Raw genomic sequence first — 17,844 nt, forward strand, 5'->3', positions numbered from 1 at the left:
ACTATGGGTGGTGCGGCCCGGTCGATGGCGCTGCGATCGGCGCTGCAACATCCGAAGCCGCCTGCTGGGAGTATGTCGTTGTTCCCGGTGGGTAGTTTGCAGAACTCGCATCCACCGGCAAAGCCGCAGGCGGATACACCGGCTGTTGCGGGTAACCAGGCTGTTGCGCATACCCCGGCTGCGGCGCATAACCCTGCTGCGGCGGATACCCCGGCTGCGGCGGGTACGCGCCACCGTAAGCTTGGGGCGGATACCCGGGTACGTTTTGCACGATCACAACCGGCGCGGGATTCGACAGGGCCCAGACCAGGGCGCCGATCCAGCCCAGCAGGGACCAACCCAGCAGCAGGTTCAGCACAAAGATGCCGCCCAGGCTGCGATGGCGCTTTTGCTGGGCAATGATCGTCGGCAGAAAGTAAAGAGCCAGGCCGAGTGCGATCCCAAGGATCGCAAAGACCGCCAAAAAGATGGAAGAAAACATGGGCGTTTCGCTCCGCTTGAGTGTGCTGGAAGCATACCGCACCACGAGCGGCGCACATACGCGAGTGTTCCGCGGGACGGCCCGTGCGACACTAGCGGATGTGAGCCAGCCCACAGCCATCCACCCCGAGGCGGAGGTCGCGGTCACCGGAGCGCCGCACGCCACGGCCGACATTCCGAAGCCGCTGGAAGCCTCGCCCGCGCAGCTTGCCACGCTGCTGAAGACGCACAGCATCACCGACGAGGAATACGCAAAGATCTTGGCCGCGCTGGGCCGCACGCCGTCGCTGACGGAGCTCGGCATTTACAGCGTCATGTGGTCGGAGCACTGCTCCTACAAGTCAAGCCGCGTGCACCTGAAGCGGCTGCCCACCAAAGGCGAGCGCACCAGCGGTCCCGGCGCGGTGGTGCAGGGGCCGGGCGAAAACGCCGGCATCATCGATATGGGCGACGGCTGGGCGTGCGCCTTCAAAATCGAGTCGCACAATCACCCCAGCTACATTGAGCCGTACCAGGGTGCCGCAACCGGCGTCGGCGGCATCCTGCGCGACATCTTCACCATGGGCGCGCGCCCCATGGCCGTCATGGATTCACTCCGCTTCGGCCCGCTGTCGCCATCGGATGGCGCCTTTTCCGGTTCGTCAGTTCGACCGGATCGCCCCTCCTCTGATCTGTCATTTCGACCGGAGCAAAGCGGAGTGGAGAAACCCGCTTCATCCACCACCTCCGAACCATTCCACGGAGCCACGGAAGACACCAGCGAAGAAGCCGACGCTGTCTCAAACCGCACAAGCACCGCCACGATCGACTACGCCAGAAATCGCAGCGTCATGGAGGGCGTCGTCCACGGCGTCGCCGGCTACGGCAACTGCTTTGGCGTCCCGAACCTGGGCGGCGAAACGCGCTTCGAAGCCTGCTACAGCGGCAATCCCCTGCTGAACGCCTTCGCGCTCGGCTTGGTCCGGCACGATGAAATCTTCTATGCCAAGGCGACCGGCGTCGGCAATCCGGTGCTTTACGTGGGCGCGAAGACCGGTCGCGACGGCATCCACGGCGCGACCATGGCCAGCGAAGAGTTCACCGAGGGCAGCGAGCAGAAGCGTCCCAACGTGCAGATGGGCGATCCGTTCCTGGAAAAGCTGCTGCTCGAAGCCTGCCTGGAGGCGATGAAGACCGGCGCCGTCGCCGGCATTCAGGACATGGGCGCCGCCGGCCTCACCTGCTCCACCTGCGAGATGGGCGCGCGCGGCGGCGTTGGCCTTGAGATTGAACTGGACCTGGTGCCGCAGCGCGACAGCGGCATGTCCAGCTACGAAATCATGCTCTCCGAATCGCAGGAGCGCATGCTTCTGGTCGCGCACGCGGGCCGCGAGCAGGAAGTACTCGACGTTTTCGAAAAGTGGGGCCTCGACGCCTCCGTCGTCGGCACCGTCATCCCCGAGAACCGCATGCGCGTGCGCCACCACGGCGAACTGGTCGCGGACCTGTCGAACGAATCGCTGACCGACGATGCCCCCGTCTACCACCGCCCTGTCGGCGAGTGGAAGGCCCCGGTGCCGCTCGACCCACCCGCGTGGGTGCTGGAGGAACTCAAGAAACCGCGCGACTACACCGCCGACCTGCTCAAGCTGCTCGCCTCGCCGAACATCTGCTCCAAGCGCTACATCTACGAGCAGTACGACAGCATGGTCCAGACCAACACAGTTTTCGGCCCCGGCCAGGCCGAGGCCGGCGTCATCCGCATCAAGGGCACGGGTAATGTACAGGAGCCCTTGCACTCCAATTCGGAGGGAGCAGCGGGCTTTAGCCCGCTGAATACGGCAGGTGAGAATGGGGCTTTAGCCCCGGAAGCGAAGCCCGAGCGCGGCATCGCCATGGCGCTCGCCGGTAATGGCCGTTGGACCTACCTCGACCCGAAGCTCGGCGCGATGCACGCCGTGGCCGAGGCCGCCCGCAAGGTCGCCTGCACCGGCGCCACGCCCGTCGCCGCCACCAACTGCCTGAACTTCGGCAACCCGCAAAAACCCGAAATCATGGCCCAGCTCTCGCTCGCCATCGACGGCATCGCCGAAGCCTGCACCGCCCTCGGCACTCCCATCACCGGCGGCAACGTCTCGCTCTACAACGAAACCAAAGGCGAAGGCATTTACCCCACCCCCGTCCTCGGTGTCGTCGGCATCCTCGATGATGTGACCAAAGCCGTGCCAAGTGGCTTTCAGGCGGTAGGCGACACAATCCTGTTGATCGGTGTCGATCTTGGTGCACAGATCGCTCCCGTTCTCCAGCGGGAATTCGGAAGTTCCGAGTTCGCACGAACGGTTCTGCAGAGAGAATGGGGAACTTGTCCCAGTCTTCATTTGGATGAAGCAGCGGAGTTGAACGAGTGCCTTGCAATGCTTGCAAGTAAGAACCTCTTGACTTCATGCTCGGACGTAACAAGCGGAGGCATCGCAGTTGCGCTTGCACGCGCCTCTGTCGAAAACGGTGTCGGTTGTGAGGTCCACCTTATAGTTGCGCCTGAGGTTTCAGCCGCAACTGCATTCTTCTGTGAATGGGGTTCGCTGGCACTCGTCACATGTGAACGTCAAAGCGCTGGCGTCATCGCCGCACTGATGGATTCGTTCGTAAGCGTGCAGGCTTTTCCAATCGGCAGTACCGAATGCAAAACATACAAGATCGTCGCGTTCGACAATTCAAGCGACGGATTCGGCGAAATAGAGTGTGCTCTGTCAGCGTTAAGTTTGGCTTCGGTAAATACCTTAAAACAGCAACTCGAAGCAGAGGTGGTCCTCGCATGATTGACATCGACAATTACGGACGTTCCGTTGCGTGGATGAAGCGGAACCTGATCGCCTTGGAGCAATCACCAGAAGACAAAGCTCTCCACTACGCTGTCCTGCAGAGCTTCGAGGTCACGTTCAACCTTTCGGAAGAGGTGCTTCGCAGAGCTTTTATAGCGCTGGAGACGGAAGAGGGTGCGGCGTACCTGAGCTTTCGTGAGGTCATCTATCGCGCAAACGATGAAGGTTTGGTATTCACTACAATTCGGCATTGGCTCGAATACGGTTCGACTCTCGAGGCTATCAAGGAGACATTCTTCGAATCTGCTGCCTTGGACATAGGCGTAGCTCTACGTTCGCTGCTCACGCGCTACGTCGAAGAATTGGAACGCTTCACTTCTGCTCTCAAAGGAAAGCTGGTGACGCGTGCCTGATGTCAACTCGCCCGCGGAGAATCGCCCCTGCGGTTCTGATCCGGGCAAAGATGTTTCCTGTTCCCTAATGCCTGTTCCCTCTGACGTGCACGAAGCCGAAGACCACTTGGACAAGCTGCGCGAAGAGTGCGGCGTCATGGCCTTGTACAACCATCCTGACGCGGCGCGCATGACCTATTGGGGGTTGTATTCCCTCCAGCATCGCGGGCAGGAGTCCGGCGGCATTGCGACTGCCGATGGTGAGGAGATTCACGACCTAAAAGGCATGGGCCTGGTGAGTGAAATCTTCACTGACCCGGTTTTGGCTAAGCTGCCGGGGAACTTGGCAATCGGGCACACGCGCTACTCGACCACCGGTGACTCGGCGCTGCTGAACGCGCAGCCGATCAAGGTGGAATCGACCAAGGGCCTGATCGCCATCGCGCACAACGGCAACCTGGTCAACCTGGGCACAGCGCGCGAGCGGCTGGAGCGTGACGGCGCAATCTTTCAGACGACCAGCGACTCCGAGATCATCGTGCAGCTCATCGCGCACTCGGCTGAAAACACGCTGGTCGACTGCATCGCCGATTCGCTTGGCCAGGTAGACGGCGCGTTTTCGATCGTCATGATGACGCGGAACCGCATCTTTGCGGCGCGCGACCCGCACGGCTTCCGCCCGCTCTCCATGGGACGCATTCCCGGCACCGACGGCAAGCCGGATACGTTTGTCTTCGCCAGCGAGACATGCGCCTTTGACCTGTTGCACGCAAAATACGAGCGCGACGTGGAGCCGGGCGAGCTGGTGATGGTGAGCGAGGACGGTGTGACCTCGCGCTACTTCAACCGCGAGACAAAGCAGGCGAGCTGCGTGTTTGAACACGTCTACTTCGCGCGGCCGGACTCGAAAATCTTCGGCCGCTGGGTGCAGAAGAGTCGCGACGAGATGGGTCGCCAGCTTGCCCGCGAGTCCGCCGTGCCGGTGGACCTGGTCGTGCCGGTGCCCGACAGCGGTGTCACGGCGGCGCTGGGCTACGCGTCAGAAAGCGGTGTTCCGTTCAACTTCGGCCTGATCCGCAATCATTACGTCGGCCGCACGTTTATCCAGCCGGAGCAGCGGGTGCGCGACTTTGGCGTGCGCATGAAGCTGAACCCGGTGCGCGCCCTGCTGGAAGGCAAGCGCGTGATGCTGATCGACGATTCGATCATTCGCGGCACGACCAGCCGCAAGATCGTGCGCATGGTGCGCGCGGCGGGCGCGAAGGAAGTGCATCTGCGCATCAGCTGTCCGCCCACAGTTTCGCCCTGCTTCTACGGTGTGGACACGCCTCATAAACGCGAACTGATTGCGGCCAACAACTCGCTGGAAGAGATCACGCGCTTTATCGAAGCGGACTCGCTGGCCTACCTGTCGCTGGATGGCCTGCTGCACTCGTGTACCGTGGGCGACGCAAAGCCGAATCGCTACTGCACTGCCTGCTACACCGGCGAGTATCCGACGCAGTGGGTGGATGTGGACGAGATTTTGCCGGCGGCGGTTGCATGAAGTCTTCTGAACTCCGCCTCGTTGTTCCGCTCGGATTGTGCTTGGTGCGAAGAGGCCCTGCGGGGGTGATCCCCTTCCCCCTCCCTAGAAACCGCAAGTTCTTCTTTGCATTACGCTTAGCTGTCGATGCTCCGGTAAGTTCCTCATCTGGAATGGCTTACCTGTAAGTTCCTCATAAGTATTGAGTTGCCTGCAGATGCACACAAAGTGGTGCACCGGCTTATTCCGTTGTGGCGCGGCGGCGCATCTACGGAGGGTGAGGTGAAGCGATGGCGGTGATCCGTGCGTGTGCGCAGTGTGGGCAGAAGAACCGGGTGGGTGCGGCGCACTTGGCGGACACGGGGCGCTGCGGCGCGTGCAAGGCTCCGCTGCCACCGGTGAGTGCACCGATCGATGCTGATCCGGCGCTGTTCGATGAGGTGGCGCAGACGGCGACGGTGCCGGTGCTGGTGGACTTCTGGGCGAGCTGGTGTGGGCCGTGCCGCACCGCTGCGCCCGAGGTGGCGAAGACCGCAGAGGCGATGGCCGGGAGCGCCGTGGTGCTGAAGGTGGATACGGAAAAGTATCCGCAGTTGGCGCAGCGCTATGGCGTTCAGGGGATCCCGAATTTTGTGGTGTTGAAGGGCGGTAATGTGGTGCAGCAGCAGGCGGGGGTGGTTCCGGCGGCAGTAATGCAGGGGTGGTTGCGGTAGGTTGTGGGGGAAGACGCGACGCATTTGGCTGCGCGCGAAGAATGCAGGTTTCTCCACTCCGCACCCACGGTAAAGCAGTGGGTGCTCCGGTCGAAATGACAACTTGATTGCCAATCGGGTCGGCTGACACCCTACTCCGGCCGCAGGGTGGCGGGGACAAAGGCGGTGCGGAGCAGGGTGGGTGACTGTGTGAGATAGACGGTCGGGATCTGCGGGTACTGTTCGGCGACGAGCAAGAGGGTGCGGAAGTCGAAGCTTTGGATGTCGCAGCGGTCTTCCATGCCTTCGCGATGGATGGTGCCGGCGAGGGCGTCGACGAAGGCCTGGGGGTCACGGGTGTGGTTCTGGATGAGTTCGAGTGGGACGCCGGGTTCCTGCATGCGCTTCACGTCCGGCGGCAGGTCGTTGGGGAAGAGCTTGGTTTCGATGTTGAAGCGAACGGTGCGGGCATTGGCGGCGCGCTCAGCAGCGTCTGGCGTGTTCTTACCCGCGCCGGTGCTGTAGAAATCCACGTAGAAGCGGACGAAGCGAAAGAGTTCCGCGGCGTAGGTGGGCGCGTATGGATGCGGGCGGTGCTCCTTTGCGCTGAAGGCGACCGAGACGGGCGAAAGCGTGAGATCGTTCCGCTGGTCGGGGAAGGCGCTCCCGTGCAGCTTGTCGCAGATAAAGGTCTGCTGCGCCTGTGCGACGCTGACATCGCGCAGGTAGGTGCGATTGGCGAGCGTGTAGGGCGAGCCGTCGGCGTGGCGGCAGCTTTGCGGATTGTAGAACTGGTCGTGCCAAATGAGCGAAACGCCATCGGTGGAAACGCCGGTGTCGGTTTCGAGCTCGGTCGCGAGCTGGTCGAGGCCGCTTTCAAAGCTGGGCAGCGTGTTTTCGGGGCGCAGACCGCGGCCGCCGCGGTGGGCGCTGACGACGAAGGTTTTCCAGCGCGGATCGTTCGGATTGGCCGCGCGCTCCTCCGCGACGACGCGCTGCAGCAGGTCAGGACGGTCGCTGATCAGGCCGTCGACGCCGGTGCGGATGACGGCGCGCATCTGCTCGGGGTCGTTGGTGGTCCAGGGCACGATGCGGACACCGATGCTGTGCAGCGCTTCCACGGGTACGGTTTCAGAGGTGAGGCGTCGGGCGGCTGTTTCGGCGTTTGCCGCGAAGGCGGCGGGCGCGACGGTGCGGTCGATGGGCGAGAGCAGCGGCGTAAGCGCGTGGTGCTGCTTCGCGTGGACGACGGCCCGCTGCATCAGGGTGAGGAACGGGTTCGGCTTGTCTGGATTGGTATTCGGTGCGCTTTGGCCCGGCATACCCGAGGCGGATGCGGCCGACGCGGGCGCGGGTTGTTGTGCGACCAATGGAAGCACAACGCCGAACAGAAAGCCGAGCGAAAACAAGAGACGCCTCATGGCTGGAAGTATGCCCCGACGATGGCTAAATGCGCCATGAAGATCTGGTGAAGGTGCCCGGAGTTGTACTTGCGCTCCCTTGCAAGTGGGCGCTCTTGCCGATGAAAATGCGACTTATCGATAGCGGACCGCAGGTCATCTCCGAAGCCGCAGCGGCACGGGTCATGGAGTGCAGCGGCACAGGGTCATAGCGCTCCGAAACGAAAGGACGGGCGAAACGTTGAGACCTGGATCCTGAGCAGACGAGTACACTTCAACGCGAGTAGTTTCAAAACCAGGAGCGACGCCAGTGCTCAGTACAGCTTTCTTTCGATCTGCACTCCGATCAGCAGTATTCGCCATGGCACTCGCGGCGACTGCCGTCGCTCAAACGGAAGTGACAAAGGTCTACTCAGGCCCGATTGCCACGCGCTGGGGCAAGACTGTAACTCCGGAAAATGCCTGGAGAAGCTACCCGCGACCGCAGATGAAGCGCGGCCGCTGGGTGAACCTGAATGGCCTTTGGGATTACGCGATTCGACCAAAGGCAGCATTGCTACCCGCAACAATGGACGGCAAGGTGCTGGTGCCCTTTGCCGTTGAGTCGAAACTGTCTGGAGTGACGCGATCCGTAACGCCGGCAGACCGCCTGTGGTACCGGCGAAGCTTTACCGTACCAAGCGAATGGAAGGATGAGCGCACCCTGCTGCACTTTGGTGCCGTTGACTATGAGTCGGAAGTCATGGTCAATGGAAGCGTTGTCGGTTCGCATCGCGGCGGGTCTGACCCGTTCACGTTCGATATCACGGATTACCTCAAGCCCGGCTCAAACGACCTTGTCGTCCAGGTTCTGGATCCGACCTCGACTGGAGCACAACCGCGTGGCAAGCAGCAGCTGAAGCCGGAGGGCATTTGGTATACACCCGTGACCGGCATCTGGCAGACAGTGTGGCTTGAGCCGGTCCCGTCTCTTCACCTGGAGGATGTCAATGCGACCCCGGATATTGACGGCGCCACCGTGGCCGTCGATGTCGTGTTGAATCATGCTGCCACCGATGAAGATGTCGTGCGGATCACGGCGCTTGCTGCCGGACGAGCTATCGCCAGCACAACCGTCCGTGCAAACCGGCGTGCGGTCCTGCCGATCGGGAATCCCCATCTCTGGTCACCGGACGACCCCTACCTTTACGATCTGAAGGTCGAGTTGCTTCGGCTCGACAAGTCGCCCTTCCTTGCCACGCAAAGCGGGGGGACACGTGACAACCGCAGGGACAGGCGGTACACCCGCGAAGAGGCCTTGACCTACAGCGATGTCAAGCCCACAGGCAAGCCCCTTGATGCAATCGAATCTTACTTCGCAATGCGTAAGAGCTCGATCGGCCCCGGTCCAGTTCCGGGCCAGCCGTCCCTTTTGTTGAACAACCGCCCTGTCTTCCAGAATGGAACACTCGATCAAGGCTGGTGGCCGGACGGCTTGCTGACGCCGCCATCTGAAGAAGCCATCCGCTGGGAGTTGAGCTACCTGAAGCAAGCGGGTTTCAACATGCTACGAAAACACATCAAAGTGGAACCAGCGCAGTACTACTATGAAGCGGATCGTCTCGGCATTCTTATCTGGCAAGACATGCCGTCGGGAGAAGAAGCCGGAAGCGGCGATCAGTTCGTCACACCGGGTTCACAGGACGAGGCTCTCCTGCCCATGGCCGCGCAGGTGGAGATCCAGGATGAACTGACCCGCATGGTGCTTGACCTTCGAAGCCATCCGTCAATTGTCACCTGGGTGGTGAATAACGAAGGTTGGGGTCAGCACGCCTCGACTCGCCTGGCCCAGTTAGTGAAAGCACTGGATCCAACACGCGTCGTGAACAAGACATCGGGCTGGCTCGACACTGGAGACAAGGCTTCAGACATTTTCGACATCCATACTTATGGTGAGGTGCCGGACGTTCCTCTGCGCCATACAGAACGAGCCATCGCAATTGGCGAGTACGGCGGAATCGGCCTTCCCATCGAGGGCCATCTATGGTTTCCAGGCCGCAACAACTGGGGGTATCAGACCGCGAAGGATCAGGCTGATTACGAAGTGCGGTACCAGCGCAAGATGCAGGAAATTATCCGCCAATCGAAATACTTCGGACTGAGCGCGGCGGTATACACGCAAACCACTGATGTGGAAGGCGAGGTCAACGGCCTGCTGACCTACGATCGCGAAGTCAGCAAACTGCCTCCGGAGCGGCTCAAGCAAATAAGCGATGGACTCGTGACTCACTAGATGTAAGAGGACTTGTCTAGGAGGACTTGCCGGCGTGCAGGGCGGCGCGGACCTTGTCGACGTGGACGCCGTGAGTGCGGATGGCCTCGTGGAGAGCGTCGCCGGAGACGCCGAACTCTTTGGACCAGTAGGCGATATCGGAGGACAGCTTGGGGTTGATGACCTTAGGGTCGTGAGGACCTTTGGTGTGTTCTTCGTGCAGGGCGTGCGGGGCGTGTTCCTTGGGGACGTTGTGGTGCTCGGACAATGCGTTTTCCTCGTGACGGCGTGCGGACAACCGAAGTTCATCGTACGCCCCACTCGCTTTGGGGGAGCGGGGTTCGCCGCTTGACCGGGAGCGGACGGGGCGGCGGAGCGGGCCGGCGGATGGGGCGCGGATCAGAGCCGCTGTTCGAGGGCGTGCATCAGCGAGCGGGCGCGGTCCGTCCAGGTGGCGTGCCGGCTTGCCTGCCAGCGTTCGGCCTCGTGCCCGTCGTGGAAGTCCGTGTCGCGCAGCTGGTCGATGGCTGCCACCATTTCGCCGGGGGTGTCCACCAGTTCCAGCAGGGGCGGCTTTTCCAGAAGCTCGGCAAAACCGCGGGTGGCGACCATGGGACGGCAGGCGGCGAGGTGCTCATAAAAGCGGGTGGAACTGCCGGAGTAGGTTGGTTCCTTTTTGCGGTAGGGCAGGACGGCGACGTTGAAACACCGGGCGTACGCCTGGAGTTCGCCGTAAGGCTTTGCGCCGGTAAAGGTGACGCACGGGTCGCGCATGATGCGTGCGCGCGCTTCGGCCTGGCAGGCGTCCGGGATGGGCATGTCGGTGGGGCCGACCATGACCCAGTGCAGCCAGGGGGTTTGCCGGATCGCGTCCTCGAGCAGAAGCCAGTCCATGTTTCCTGACAGGTTGCCGATCACGCCCGCGATGGGGCGCTCGACGTGGCGGATCAGTTTGGGCCGTTCGCCGGGAGCGAGCAGAGGCGCGGCTGCTATGTTTTCCTGCCGGGTTGCGTTGGGCACAACGGTGAGCTTGGCGGGGCTGCATGCCGCTTCCCGAAGTAGGTAGTCGCGGATGCGGCCGGAGTTGGGGCAGACGGCGGTGGCGGCCTGGCACATGCGCCTGTCGAGCTGGACGACCTGACGCCGGTTCAGGCCGACGTACTCGGCCGTCATGTCGGTGACGTAGTAGACCACGGGGCCGGGCCAGCGCTCGGCGACTGGAGCGTAGAACGGCGTGGTGCAGACCAGAGGCGAAGCCGTTCCAGGGCACCGGGTCTGGAGGCGCCGCAGCAGTTTTTGGTGGTACGGAAAAAGTTGTTGAAGCGGTGGGCGCGCGTAACCGCGTTGCAGCGGAAAGCGAAGCACCTGCAACTCTGGGCTGCCGTGGCGCTCGACGCGTTCCCAGTGCTCCAGCGCGCCCATGGACCGCATGACAGGCCACCAGGCGACAACCTCTGTTTCCTGTGCCATGGCGCACGCGAATTCGCGCATCCAGATGCTGCCTACGTCCAGAATTTGCCAGGGGCCGTTCATCGTGTCGGGGCGGGTGTCTTCTCGTAGTTTCTGCGAAAGGCGCAGTTTGCGAATCTTGAGTTCAGGTGTTCCGTGCGGCAGGTTTTGCTGTCCCATGATAGTTACACCACCAACAGGGGCTAGAACAGCACACGAAAGATGTATCGGCTGGAACCTACCTGCCGGACGCGAACGCTTGGAAGCCTGGCGAACACTTCCCTGGAGGGAGTGATGGGTCAGTTCTTTTGCGGCTTCCTTGATCGGGAGCAGACCGAGCGTGCGTACTGAGTAAGGGAGCCGGCGACCAGAGAAGAATGCAGGTTTCGGTGCAGGCGGCGAGTCCGCTACGCAGGACGATAGCGCTGTCCTGCTCCGGTCGAAATGACAGGTTTTCAGGACGTTCGGATTGAGTTGGTGCAATCGACTCGCTTCGCGCAGTTCGAATTGAGTCAGGGCGCCGTCGATCGTTTTAGAAAATGCCGTTGTTGCCGATCGGGTTGAAATAGACGGCGAGGTTGACGATCTTCATGTAACGCTCGACGGTGGAAAGCTTGTCGTGGCGGACGAGGATCATGTCGTCCGGCTTGAGCAGGATGTCGTCCGAGGCGTGCCGGCCTTCGCGAAGATGGTTCAGGTGCAGGACGTAGGTTTCGGCGAGCTCGCCGTTGACGCGGCGGAAGAGGAAGACATGGTTCATGGCGCCGTCCTGCTTGGGGCCGCCAGCCAGAAGGATGGCGCCGAGCGCGGTGGTGGGTTTGCGGAGCTCGAAATGGCCGGGCAGGTTGACCTCGCCGCCGACGGTGATCTGCGGGCGTTCGAAGTCTTTTAGGGTGACGGTGATCTCCGGGCTGACGAGCTGGGCGGATGCGGCTTTGACGATGTGCTGCTGCAGTTCCTGCACGGTGCCGACGGCGGCGGCGACCAGGCCGATGTTTTTGAGGGCGACGCGGCCGTCCGGTGAGACGGTGGCGGTGTCGTCGAATTCGGGGGTGAAGCGGTAATTGACCGAGACGACGTCGCCCGGGCGGAGGAGGTACTCGCCGGTGGTGCCGGTCATGGCTTCCGAAGTGCGGATGGGGCCGTTGGGATCGTCGGTGGTGGTCTGGGCGCGCATGCAGATGCAGAGGGCGCCAGCGATGAGAAGCGCGGCGCCGCAACGGGTGCAGGTGCGGCGGATGTAGGAGTACCGGCTTTGGTCTGTCATGGCGTCGGGTGTCCTTGCCTTCATGTGCGTCGTTGCTGTTTGCAAGTTGTGCGCTGGGGTCAGGATGACCATCTCAGACATCAGCATCGGTCTTCAATGTTGGCGACTCACACGAAAGCAGCATTGCGTACCGAAATGGGTTCGCGCTCAGCCGAAGCGGGCGCGCGGCATCAGATGAGGCGGTGAAGCCAGCGTGGAACCGGGTAGGTGCGGCGGTTGAGAAGGTAGCCGAGCACCGGGACGCGGCGATCGGAGAGGGTGGCGGTGAGCTGGTCGACGGAGGCTTTGCGTGTGTAGCCGGCGCTGACCACGGCGACGTAGCCGTCGACGCAGGGCTCGACCTCGCTGCCGAGCGTGGATTCGACGTTGCTGGGGCAGTCGAGCAGGATGAGGTCCATTTCTTCGCGGGCGCGGTCGATCCAGGGGCAGAGGCGAGCGGCGAAGTTGCCGCGGGAGCCGATTTCGCGCCAGGAGGAGTTGCGGTCGTTTTCGTTGGCGAGCACCCAGTAGTTGCCGGGTTCCTGCAGGGCGAAGCCGAAGCGGAGGTTGCCGTCCGCTTCGAAGCGGCGCAGCATCTCGCGCATGTCGACGACGGCGACCTGGGAGCCGAACTGGCGCGCGGCCTCGTGGGCCAGGTGCTCGGTGATGTAGGAGACGCCCTCGCCGCGGACGGAGGAGGTGACGGCGATGACGTAGGCTTCCTGCGCGATGACGCCGCGCGGCCACTCGCCGTGGGGCGTGTCAACCATCGGCAGAATGCTGCTGCCGTGGGGGTCAAGGCGGCGCTGCTGCATGGCTTTGTGGATACCGTAGAGCAGCCGGCGGTACTCGAGCGCGTTGATTTCTTCGGCGTGGGGCGCGGTGTGGGCGTCGGCAAGGGTGGCCAGGGTGCGGGTGCCGGTTAGATTGTCCAGCTGGCCGGGCGTGTAGAAGTAGCCGGACGACGTGTCGAGATAGACGACCACAAGGGTGGCGAAGAGAAAGGCGAAGACAAGGCCGGTGACGGCGTAGAGCAACGGCCTGGGCCGCACGGGCTCGCCGGTAGAGTAGGGCGGCTGCACCAGCGACACGTCGAAAATCTTCATCTTGTCGAGCTCGGCGGAGATGTGGGCGTCCGCCTTGCGCTGGGCGTAAAGGGCGTAGTCGGTGCGGGCCTGGTCGAGGTTGCGCTTGAGGGCGTTGACGTCGGTGGTGGCGCGTTCGAGCTCATCAAGGCGGTTCTGCGCCTGGTCAAACTGGTGCTGCAGCACGGCGCGTTGCGCCTGGGAGCCTGAGACCTCACCCTCAGACATGGCGACGGCGCTGGAAAGCTGCTGGTAGACGGGGTTGACCTCCGTCGCGGTTTCGGCGGCGGGCTTGCTGGCGGCGTCGCTGATGGCGAGCTTGGTGTTGGCGATCTTGTCGTCGAGTTCGAGAATCTGGCGGTCGGAGGGAGCGTAGCGGCGAACCAGCTCGGCGCGGCGGTTTTCCAGGTCGACCAGAGAGGTGTTGAGCCGCTCCTGCGAGTACTGGTTGGTGATGCTGCGCTCAAGGCCGCGGGAGCGCGCGGGCGTGTTCTGCAATTGCTCGGCCTGCTGGGCGCGGCGGGTGCGCTGCATGGCGAGCTGGCTGTCGATCTGGGCGATCTGGTCCTGCAGCGAGGAAACGCGGGCGAGCTGCAGCTTTTTCTCGTCGTCCAATTCGCTGATGTCGTGCTTCAGGCCGTAGTCGGTGAGGGCCTGCTGGTCGGCGTCGAGCTGACGCTTCGCCTTCTCGAGCTGGCCGTTGAAGAAATCTGCCGCGCCGGTGCCCATGGAATGACCGGCGCGCGCTTCGAAATAGGAGTCGATCACGCGCTGCAGTTCGCGGTTCGCCTGGTCGGGCGTTTGCGCGGTGTAGCTCAGATTGATAAGGCTGGTCTGGTGGACGGGGTCAACCTTAAGGTGGTGGCTAAGCCGATTGATTTCCTGCTGCGCATGATGCGTCTGCACGCCGCCCGTGGGCGCGCCCACGGCCATGTGGGCGATCATGGGGCTTTGCAGCAGATCGGCTTCGCTGTTGATCTCGGATTCGGAGACTTCGTTCCGCGTGGTCTGGTGGACGGGCGCGGTTGCGCTGAGGGGCGCGGCTTCTCGCACGTTCTGCACGATGAGCTTGGCTTCGGATTTGTATTGCCTCGGGATCAGGAACGTGAAGGCGAGCACCGCGGCCATGATGGAAAGAACAAGAAACAGGAAAAGGCGCTTGCGGCGAAAGATGGCTTCCACCACGATCTGGCGCAGCTTGGTCGTGGTGGCGGCGCTCAAGCGCGGAACCGCGGTTTGGAATATAGCTGCATCGTGTAAAAGAGGCCTTTGGGCGAAGTGTAGCGTTCGCACCATGGATGAGGCATTACGGAACACGGAGGGGGAACAAGCGATGGTTCACCTTTGTGCGAGCCGTGCCGATGTTGGAAGGGCATGCTGTCGCTGTGACATGGAGCGGCTTGCCGGGACAAGGTGCGAACGCTTTCAGTGCAGATGGAAGGACAGAACGTGAGGCAAGCAGACGGGAACGCCGGAGAGGACGCGACACGCGTGCTGTTTGTGACGGAAGTTTGTGGATGCGCTGCAGGTGGGTAGGGATCGGGGCGTGGCCCCAGAATTTGAGAAGGACGGAGTTCGTCGACGGGCGTGGCTAGAGCTGTTGTCGTCGAGGCGTAGTGCCGATCCGGGGAAGAAAGCAGATCCTTCGCCACGCTCAGAATGACACTGCAAAACGATTCAGAAGCCAGGTCTGTGGGAAAACGATTTGAGTCAGGTCCCGGCTGCGGCTACACGTCTTCGGCGCGGTTGCGTTTGCGTCGAGCCCACAAGCCGAAGCCACCCAGGCCAAAGGCGCTGGCCATACCGACCGCGACCGCGACGATGACGCCGAGTGCGATGAGCAGGCCGGCGAGGCTGGTGAAAACGTCAACGATGGCGGACGCGAGGGCGCGCACGACGGCGTGAATGAGCCACAGGATGAGGTGAAGGAGCGCCAGCGGTATAGACCTCTTCCCATAGCTTATCGGCTACAGAGGCCGCTTCCCTACGCCGGCACAGGTTTTACCAGGTTGGCATCGCGCCAGAGCTGCCATATGCCTTCGGTACTGCGCTTGTAGAGGGTGAGCGACCAGCCCGCCAAACGAGTGGCTTTGCCGCCGGGCATGGTCAGGGTCATGTCCAGATGGGTGCGTGCGTAGCCAAGGTCGCCGCAGACGACGACCTCCGGCGTGTCGGCGGTGCCGTCCATGGTAGCGCCCGGCGGAAGCGCGCCCTGTTCGGCGAAGGCGGCTTTGCCGAAGGGCTCACCGCTGGGCGTGTGGAAGAGCAGATCCTCATGAGCGAGCGAGAGGACGTGTTCCATGTCGCCGCGTTTGGTGGAGTCGAGCCAGTCCTGGATGAGAGCGTGGATGGCGGCCTTGTCTTGTTGGTTTTCGTCCTGCTGGTTGTCGGTTTCCATGCGTTCCCCTTTACGACACAGCCTGCCGGCGCAGGATGAAGATGTGGGCGGGCTGCTTTGCCGGGTCCAGTGACACGTGGTTGCGCGCGCCCTGCCAGGTGTAGGACTCGCCGGTCAGGACGTCTTCAACCGTGTAGGGCGCGCCGCTGTCGACGCCGAGCGCAAGCACGTCGAGATCGGTAAAGCCGGTCTGCACGGTGTCTGGGTCGAGATTGACGACGCACAGAATGACGTCGTCGCCGGTGCGCTTGCTGTAGCAGAGCAGCTGGTCGTTGCCGATGGTGTGGAAGCGCAGGTGTTCATTGGTCTGCAGCGCTGGATGCTGGTGCCGCAGCGTGTTCAGCACCGTGTAGAGGGGCGCGAGGCTGTTTGGGTCGTCAAGGTTCCACTCGCGAAGCTGGTACTTCTCGCTGTTGAGGTATTCCTCGGCGCCGGGCTTTGCGGGCTTGTGCTCCATGAGTTCGTAGGCGGGGCCGTAGACGCCGTAGCTGGCGCCGAGCGTGGCGGCGAGGACGATGCGCTGCCGGTAGAGCGCAGGATTCGGGACCTGCAGTGGTTTGGGCAGGATGTCTGGCGTGTTGGGCCACAGGTTCGGGCGGAAGAAGTCGCTGACGGGTGGCTGCGTGACTTCCTTCAGGTACTCGGTCAGCTCGGCCTTCGTATTGCGCCAACTGAAGTAGGTGTAGCTCTGGGTATAGCCGCCCTTGGCGAGCGAGTACATGACGTGCGGGCGCGTGAAGGCTTCGGCCAGGAAGATGACGTCGGGGGTCGCCTTGTGAACCTCGGCGATGCACCACTCCCAGAACGGCAGCGCCTTGGTGTGCGGGTTGTCGACGCGGAAGACGCGGACGCCCCTGTCGACCCAGAAGGCAAAGACGCTGTAGAGCTCTTGCCAGAGGGCCTGCCAGTCGCTGGACTCGAAGTTGATGGGGTAGATGTCCTGGTATTTCTTGGGCGGGTTCTCCGCATACTGGATCGACCCGTCGGGGCGGATGGAGAACCAGTCAGGATGCTGCTTGACCCAGGGGTGGTCGGGCGAGCACTGGAAGGCGATGTCGAGTGCGATGTCGAGATTAAGGCCTTTGGCGGTGGTGATCAGGTGATCGAAGTCGGCGAAGTTGCCGAGCTCGCGCAGGATGGCCTTGTGGCCGCCATCGGCGTTGCCGATGGCCCAGGGCGAGCCGACGTCACCGGGCTCGGCAACGGTGGAGTTGTTCTTGCCCTTGCGGAAGGCAGTGCCGATGGGGTGGATGGGGGGCATGTAGACGACGTCGAAGCCCATCGCCGCAACGGTTGGCAGGTAGTCCGCCACGTCGCGCAGGGTGCCGTGCTTGCCGTTCTTGCCGAGCGAGCGCGGGAAGAACTCGTACCAGGAAGAGAACTGGGCGCGCTGCCGGTCGACCCAGAGCGGGACTTCGCGCGCGTAGGTGGCCATGAAGCTGAGGTCGGGGTACTTCATGGCGAGCGCCACGATGGCGTCGTCGAGCGGGAAATCGTAGCTGCGGCCGTTCTCCGGCGGGCGCTCGGCGATCGCGCGCAGGCGGCCCGCGGCGGCCTTCAGGGTTTTGGCGTCTTCGTCCTTGGCGCGGCTGGATGCCGTGTCGAGCAGGATGGCGCCGGAGCGGAAGGCGAGCGCGACATCGGCGGCGGCGGTGCTGAGCGCGGCGGGGGGCGCGGCGGAGGGCGCGATGGCGGCGGGCGCAGTGCCCGGCTGCGGTGTGGACGTGCCGGGCAGCGGCTCATTCAGGTTGACGCCATGCTGCTGGTCCGCGGTGCCCTGTGCGTCAATGCGCTTGTAGAGATCGTGCAGCCAGGTGTCGAAGTGGTCGATCCAGGCCTGCACGGTGAAGCGCCACGGGCCGAGCGTTTCGGCTTTGAATTTCGCCTGCCACAGGTCGTTGCCGAGGGCGGTAAAGGGTGCATAGCGCCAGGTCTTTTCCTCGTCGCGGCGGTACAGCAGGCGCGCGCCCAGGTGGTCGTGGCCGTCGCCGAAAATGGCGGCGGTGACCGCGACGGTGTCGCCCAGCACGCGTTTGGCGGCATAGCGGCCGCCGTCCACCTCCGGCGATACTTCCTCGATGATGACGCGGCTGCGGCCTTCGCTCGGCTTCAAATCAGACCTTCT

Annotated in this window: 14 protein-coding genes; 5 read left to right on the plus strand and 9 right to left on the minus strand. The window is 62.9% G+C overall.

All coding sequences use genetic code 11. The features are described from left to right. Nucleotide 1: 1 nt before the first annotated feature. Nucleotides 2-481: a superinfection immunity protein gene (locus tag ACOFKT_RS14925; protein WP_419804777.1), complete on the minus strand. Its 480-nt coding sequence runs from the start codon at nucleotides 479-481 to the stop codon at nucleotides 2-4. Between ACOFKT_RS14925 and purL the strand changes: the two genes are divergently transcribed. The 4 genes from purL (at nucleotide 480) to ACOFKT_RS14945 (ending at nucleotide 5,911) form a co-directional block, all read left to right on the plus strand. After that, nucleotides 480-3,278, plus strand: a complete 2,799-nt coding sequence (gene purL / locus ACOFKT_RS14930) for a phosphoribosylformylglycinamidine synthase subunit PurL (RefSeq protein ID WP_419804778.1) — start codon at nucleotides 480-482, stop codon at nucleotides 3,276-3,278. The two genes, ACOFKT_RS14925 and purL, sit on opposite strands and share 2 nt — an antisense overlap. After that, a complete protein-coding gene (locus ACOFKT_RS14935; protein ID WP_419804779.1) occupies nucleotides 3,275-3,694 on the plus strand; it encodes a nucleotidyltransferase substrate binding protein in 420 nt (139 codons plus the stop codon). The genes purL and ACOFKT_RS14935 overlap by 4 nt, the downstream gene beginning before the upstream one ends. A gap of 67 nt (nucleotides 3,695-3,761) precedes the next feature. Further along, nucleotides 3,762-5,219: an amidophosphoribosyltransferase gene (gene purF, locus ACOFKT_RS14940; RefSeq protein WP_419804780.1), complete on the plus strand. Its 1,458-nt coding sequence runs from the start codon at nucleotides 3,762-3,764 to the stop codon at nucleotides 5,217-5,219. Between the two features lie 269 nt (nucleotides 5,220-5,488). Continuing rightward, nucleotides 5,489-5,911: a thioredoxin family protein gene (locus ACOFKT_RS14945; protein WP_419804781.1), complete on the plus strand. Its 423-nt coding sequence runs from the start codon at nucleotides 5,489-5,491 to the stop codon at nucleotides 5,909-5,911. A gap of 131 nt (nucleotides 5,912-6,042) precedes the next feature. On the opposite strand, the gene ACOFKT_RS14950 is transcribed toward ACOFKT_RS14945, so the two are convergent. Then, the gene (locus ACOFKT_RS14950; RefSeq protein WP_419804782.1) at nucleotides 6,043-7,311 is read right to left on the minus strand and encodes a glycerophosphodiester phosphodiesterase family protein; all 1,269 of its coding nucleotides are present in this window, start codon (nucleotides 7,309-7,311) and stop codon (nucleotides 6,043-6,045) included. A gap of 340 nt (nucleotides 7,312-7,651) precedes the next feature. Between ACOFKT_RS14950 and ACOFKT_RS14955 the strand changes: the two genes are divergently transcribed. Next, entirely contained in the window at nucleotides 7,652-9,562 is a 1,911-nt protein-coding gene (locus tag ACOFKT_RS14955; protein ID WP_419804783.1) for a glycoside hydrolase family 2 protein, read from the plus strand. A gap of 16 nt (nucleotides 9,563-9,578) precedes the next feature. Here ACOFKT_RS14955 and ACOFKT_RS14960 read toward each other — a convergent pair whose 3' ends face one another. The 7 genes from ACOFKT_RS14960 to ACOFKT_RS14990 all read right to left on the minus strand — a co-directional run bounded on the left by ACOFKT_RS14960 (nucleotide 9,579) and on the right by ACOFKT_RS14990 (nucleotide 17,832). Continuing rightward, nucleotides 9,579-9,809, minus strand: coding sequence for a DUF3606 domain-containing protein (locus ACOFKT_RS14960; RefSeq protein ID WP_419804784.1), 231 nt, complete (start codon nucleotides 9,807-9,809; stop codon nucleotides 9,579-9,581). Between the two features lie 131 nt (nucleotides 9,810-9,940). After that, a complete protein-coding gene (locus ACOFKT_RS14965; RefSeq protein WP_419804785.1) occupies nucleotides 9,941-11,170 on the minus strand; it encodes a glycosyltransferase in 1,230 nt (409 codons plus the stop codon). 352 nt (nucleotides 11,171-11,522) lie between these two features. Further along, a complete protein-coding gene (locus ACOFKT_RS14970; protein WP_419804786.1) occupies nucleotides 11,523-12,329 on the minus strand; it encodes a polysaccharide biosynthesis/export family protein in 807 nt (268 codons plus the stop codon). Between the two features lie 98 nt (nucleotides 12,330-12,427). Continuing rightward, a complete protein-coding gene (locus ACOFKT_RS14975; protein ID WP_419804787.1) occupies nucleotides 12,428-14,542 on the minus strand; it encodes an exopolysaccharide transport family protein in 2,115 nt (704 codons plus the stop codon). 506 nt (nucleotides 14,543-15,048) lie between these two features. Beyond that, nucleotides 15,049-15,216, minus strand: coding sequence for a hypothetical protein (locus tag ACOFKT_RS14980; RefSeq protein ID WP_419804788.1), 168 nt, complete (start codon nucleotides 15,214-15,216; stop codon nucleotides 15,049-15,051). Between the two features lie 89 nt (nucleotides 15,217-15,305). After that, on the minus strand, nucleotides 15,306-15,719 hold the full coding sequence (locus ACOFKT_RS14985) for a YybH family protein (protein ID WP_419804789.1): 414 nt from the start codon (nucleotides 15,717-15,719) through the stop codon (nucleotides 15,306-15,308). A 10-nt stretch (nucleotides 15,720-15,729) separates the two neighbouring features. Next, complete coding sequence (locus tag ACOFKT_RS14990) at nucleotides 15,730-17,832, minus strand: alpha-1,4-glucan--maltose-1-phosphate maltosyltransferase (RefSeq protein ID WP_419804790.1); 2,103 nt, start codon at nucleotides 17,830-17,832, stop codon at nucleotides 15,730-15,732. Nucleotides 17,833-17,844 lie beyond the last annotated feature (12 nt).

Source organism: Terriglobus sp., assembly GCF_965201105.1.
Lineage (GTDB): Bacteria > Acidobacteriota > Terriglobia > Terriglobales > Acidobacteriaceae > Terriglobus.

Bases quoted from the DNA above. Each gene is read 5' to 3' on its own strand.
- purF (WP_419804780.1), top strand. From the start codon at position 3,762: ATGCCTGTTCCCTCTGACGTGCACGAAGCCGAAGACCACTTGGACAAG.
- ACOFKT_RS14925 (WP_419804777.1), bottom strand. From the start codon at position 481: ATGTTTTCTTCCATCTTTTTGGCGGTCTTTGCGATCCTTGGGATCGCA.
- ACOFKT_RS14970 (WP_419804786.1), bottom strand. From the start codon at position 12,329: ATGGTCATCCTGACCCCAGCGCACAACTTGCAAACAGCAACGACGCAC.
- ACOFKT_RS14955 (WP_419804783.1), top strand. From the start codon at position 7,652: ATGGCACTCGCGGCGACTGCCGTCGCTCAAACGGAAGTGACAAAGGTC.
- ACOFKT_RS14935 (WP_419804779.1), top strand. From the start codon at position 3,275: ATGATTGACATCGACAATTACGGACGTTCCGTTGCGTGGATGAAGCGG.
- purL (WP_419804778.1), top strand. From the start codon at position 480: ATGGGCGTTTCGCTCCGCTTGAGTGTGCTGGAAGCATACCGCACCACG.
- ACOFKT_RS14945 (WP_419804781.1), top strand. From the start codon at position 5,489: ATGGCGGTGATCCGTGCGTGTGCGCAGTGTGGGCAGAAGAACCGGGTG.
- ACOFKT_RS14950 (WP_419804782.1), bottom strand. From the start codon at position 7,311: ATGAGGCGTCTCTTGTTTTCGCTCGGCTTTCTGTTCGGCGTTGTGCTT.
- ACOFKT_RS14985 (WP_419804789.1), bottom strand. From the start codon at position 15,719: ATGGAAACCGACAACCAGCAGGACGAAAACCAACAAGACAAGGCCGCC.
- ACOFKT_RS14965 (WP_419804785.1), bottom strand. From the start codon at position 11,170: ATGGGACAGCAAAACCTGCCGCACGGAACACCTGAACTCAAGATTCGC.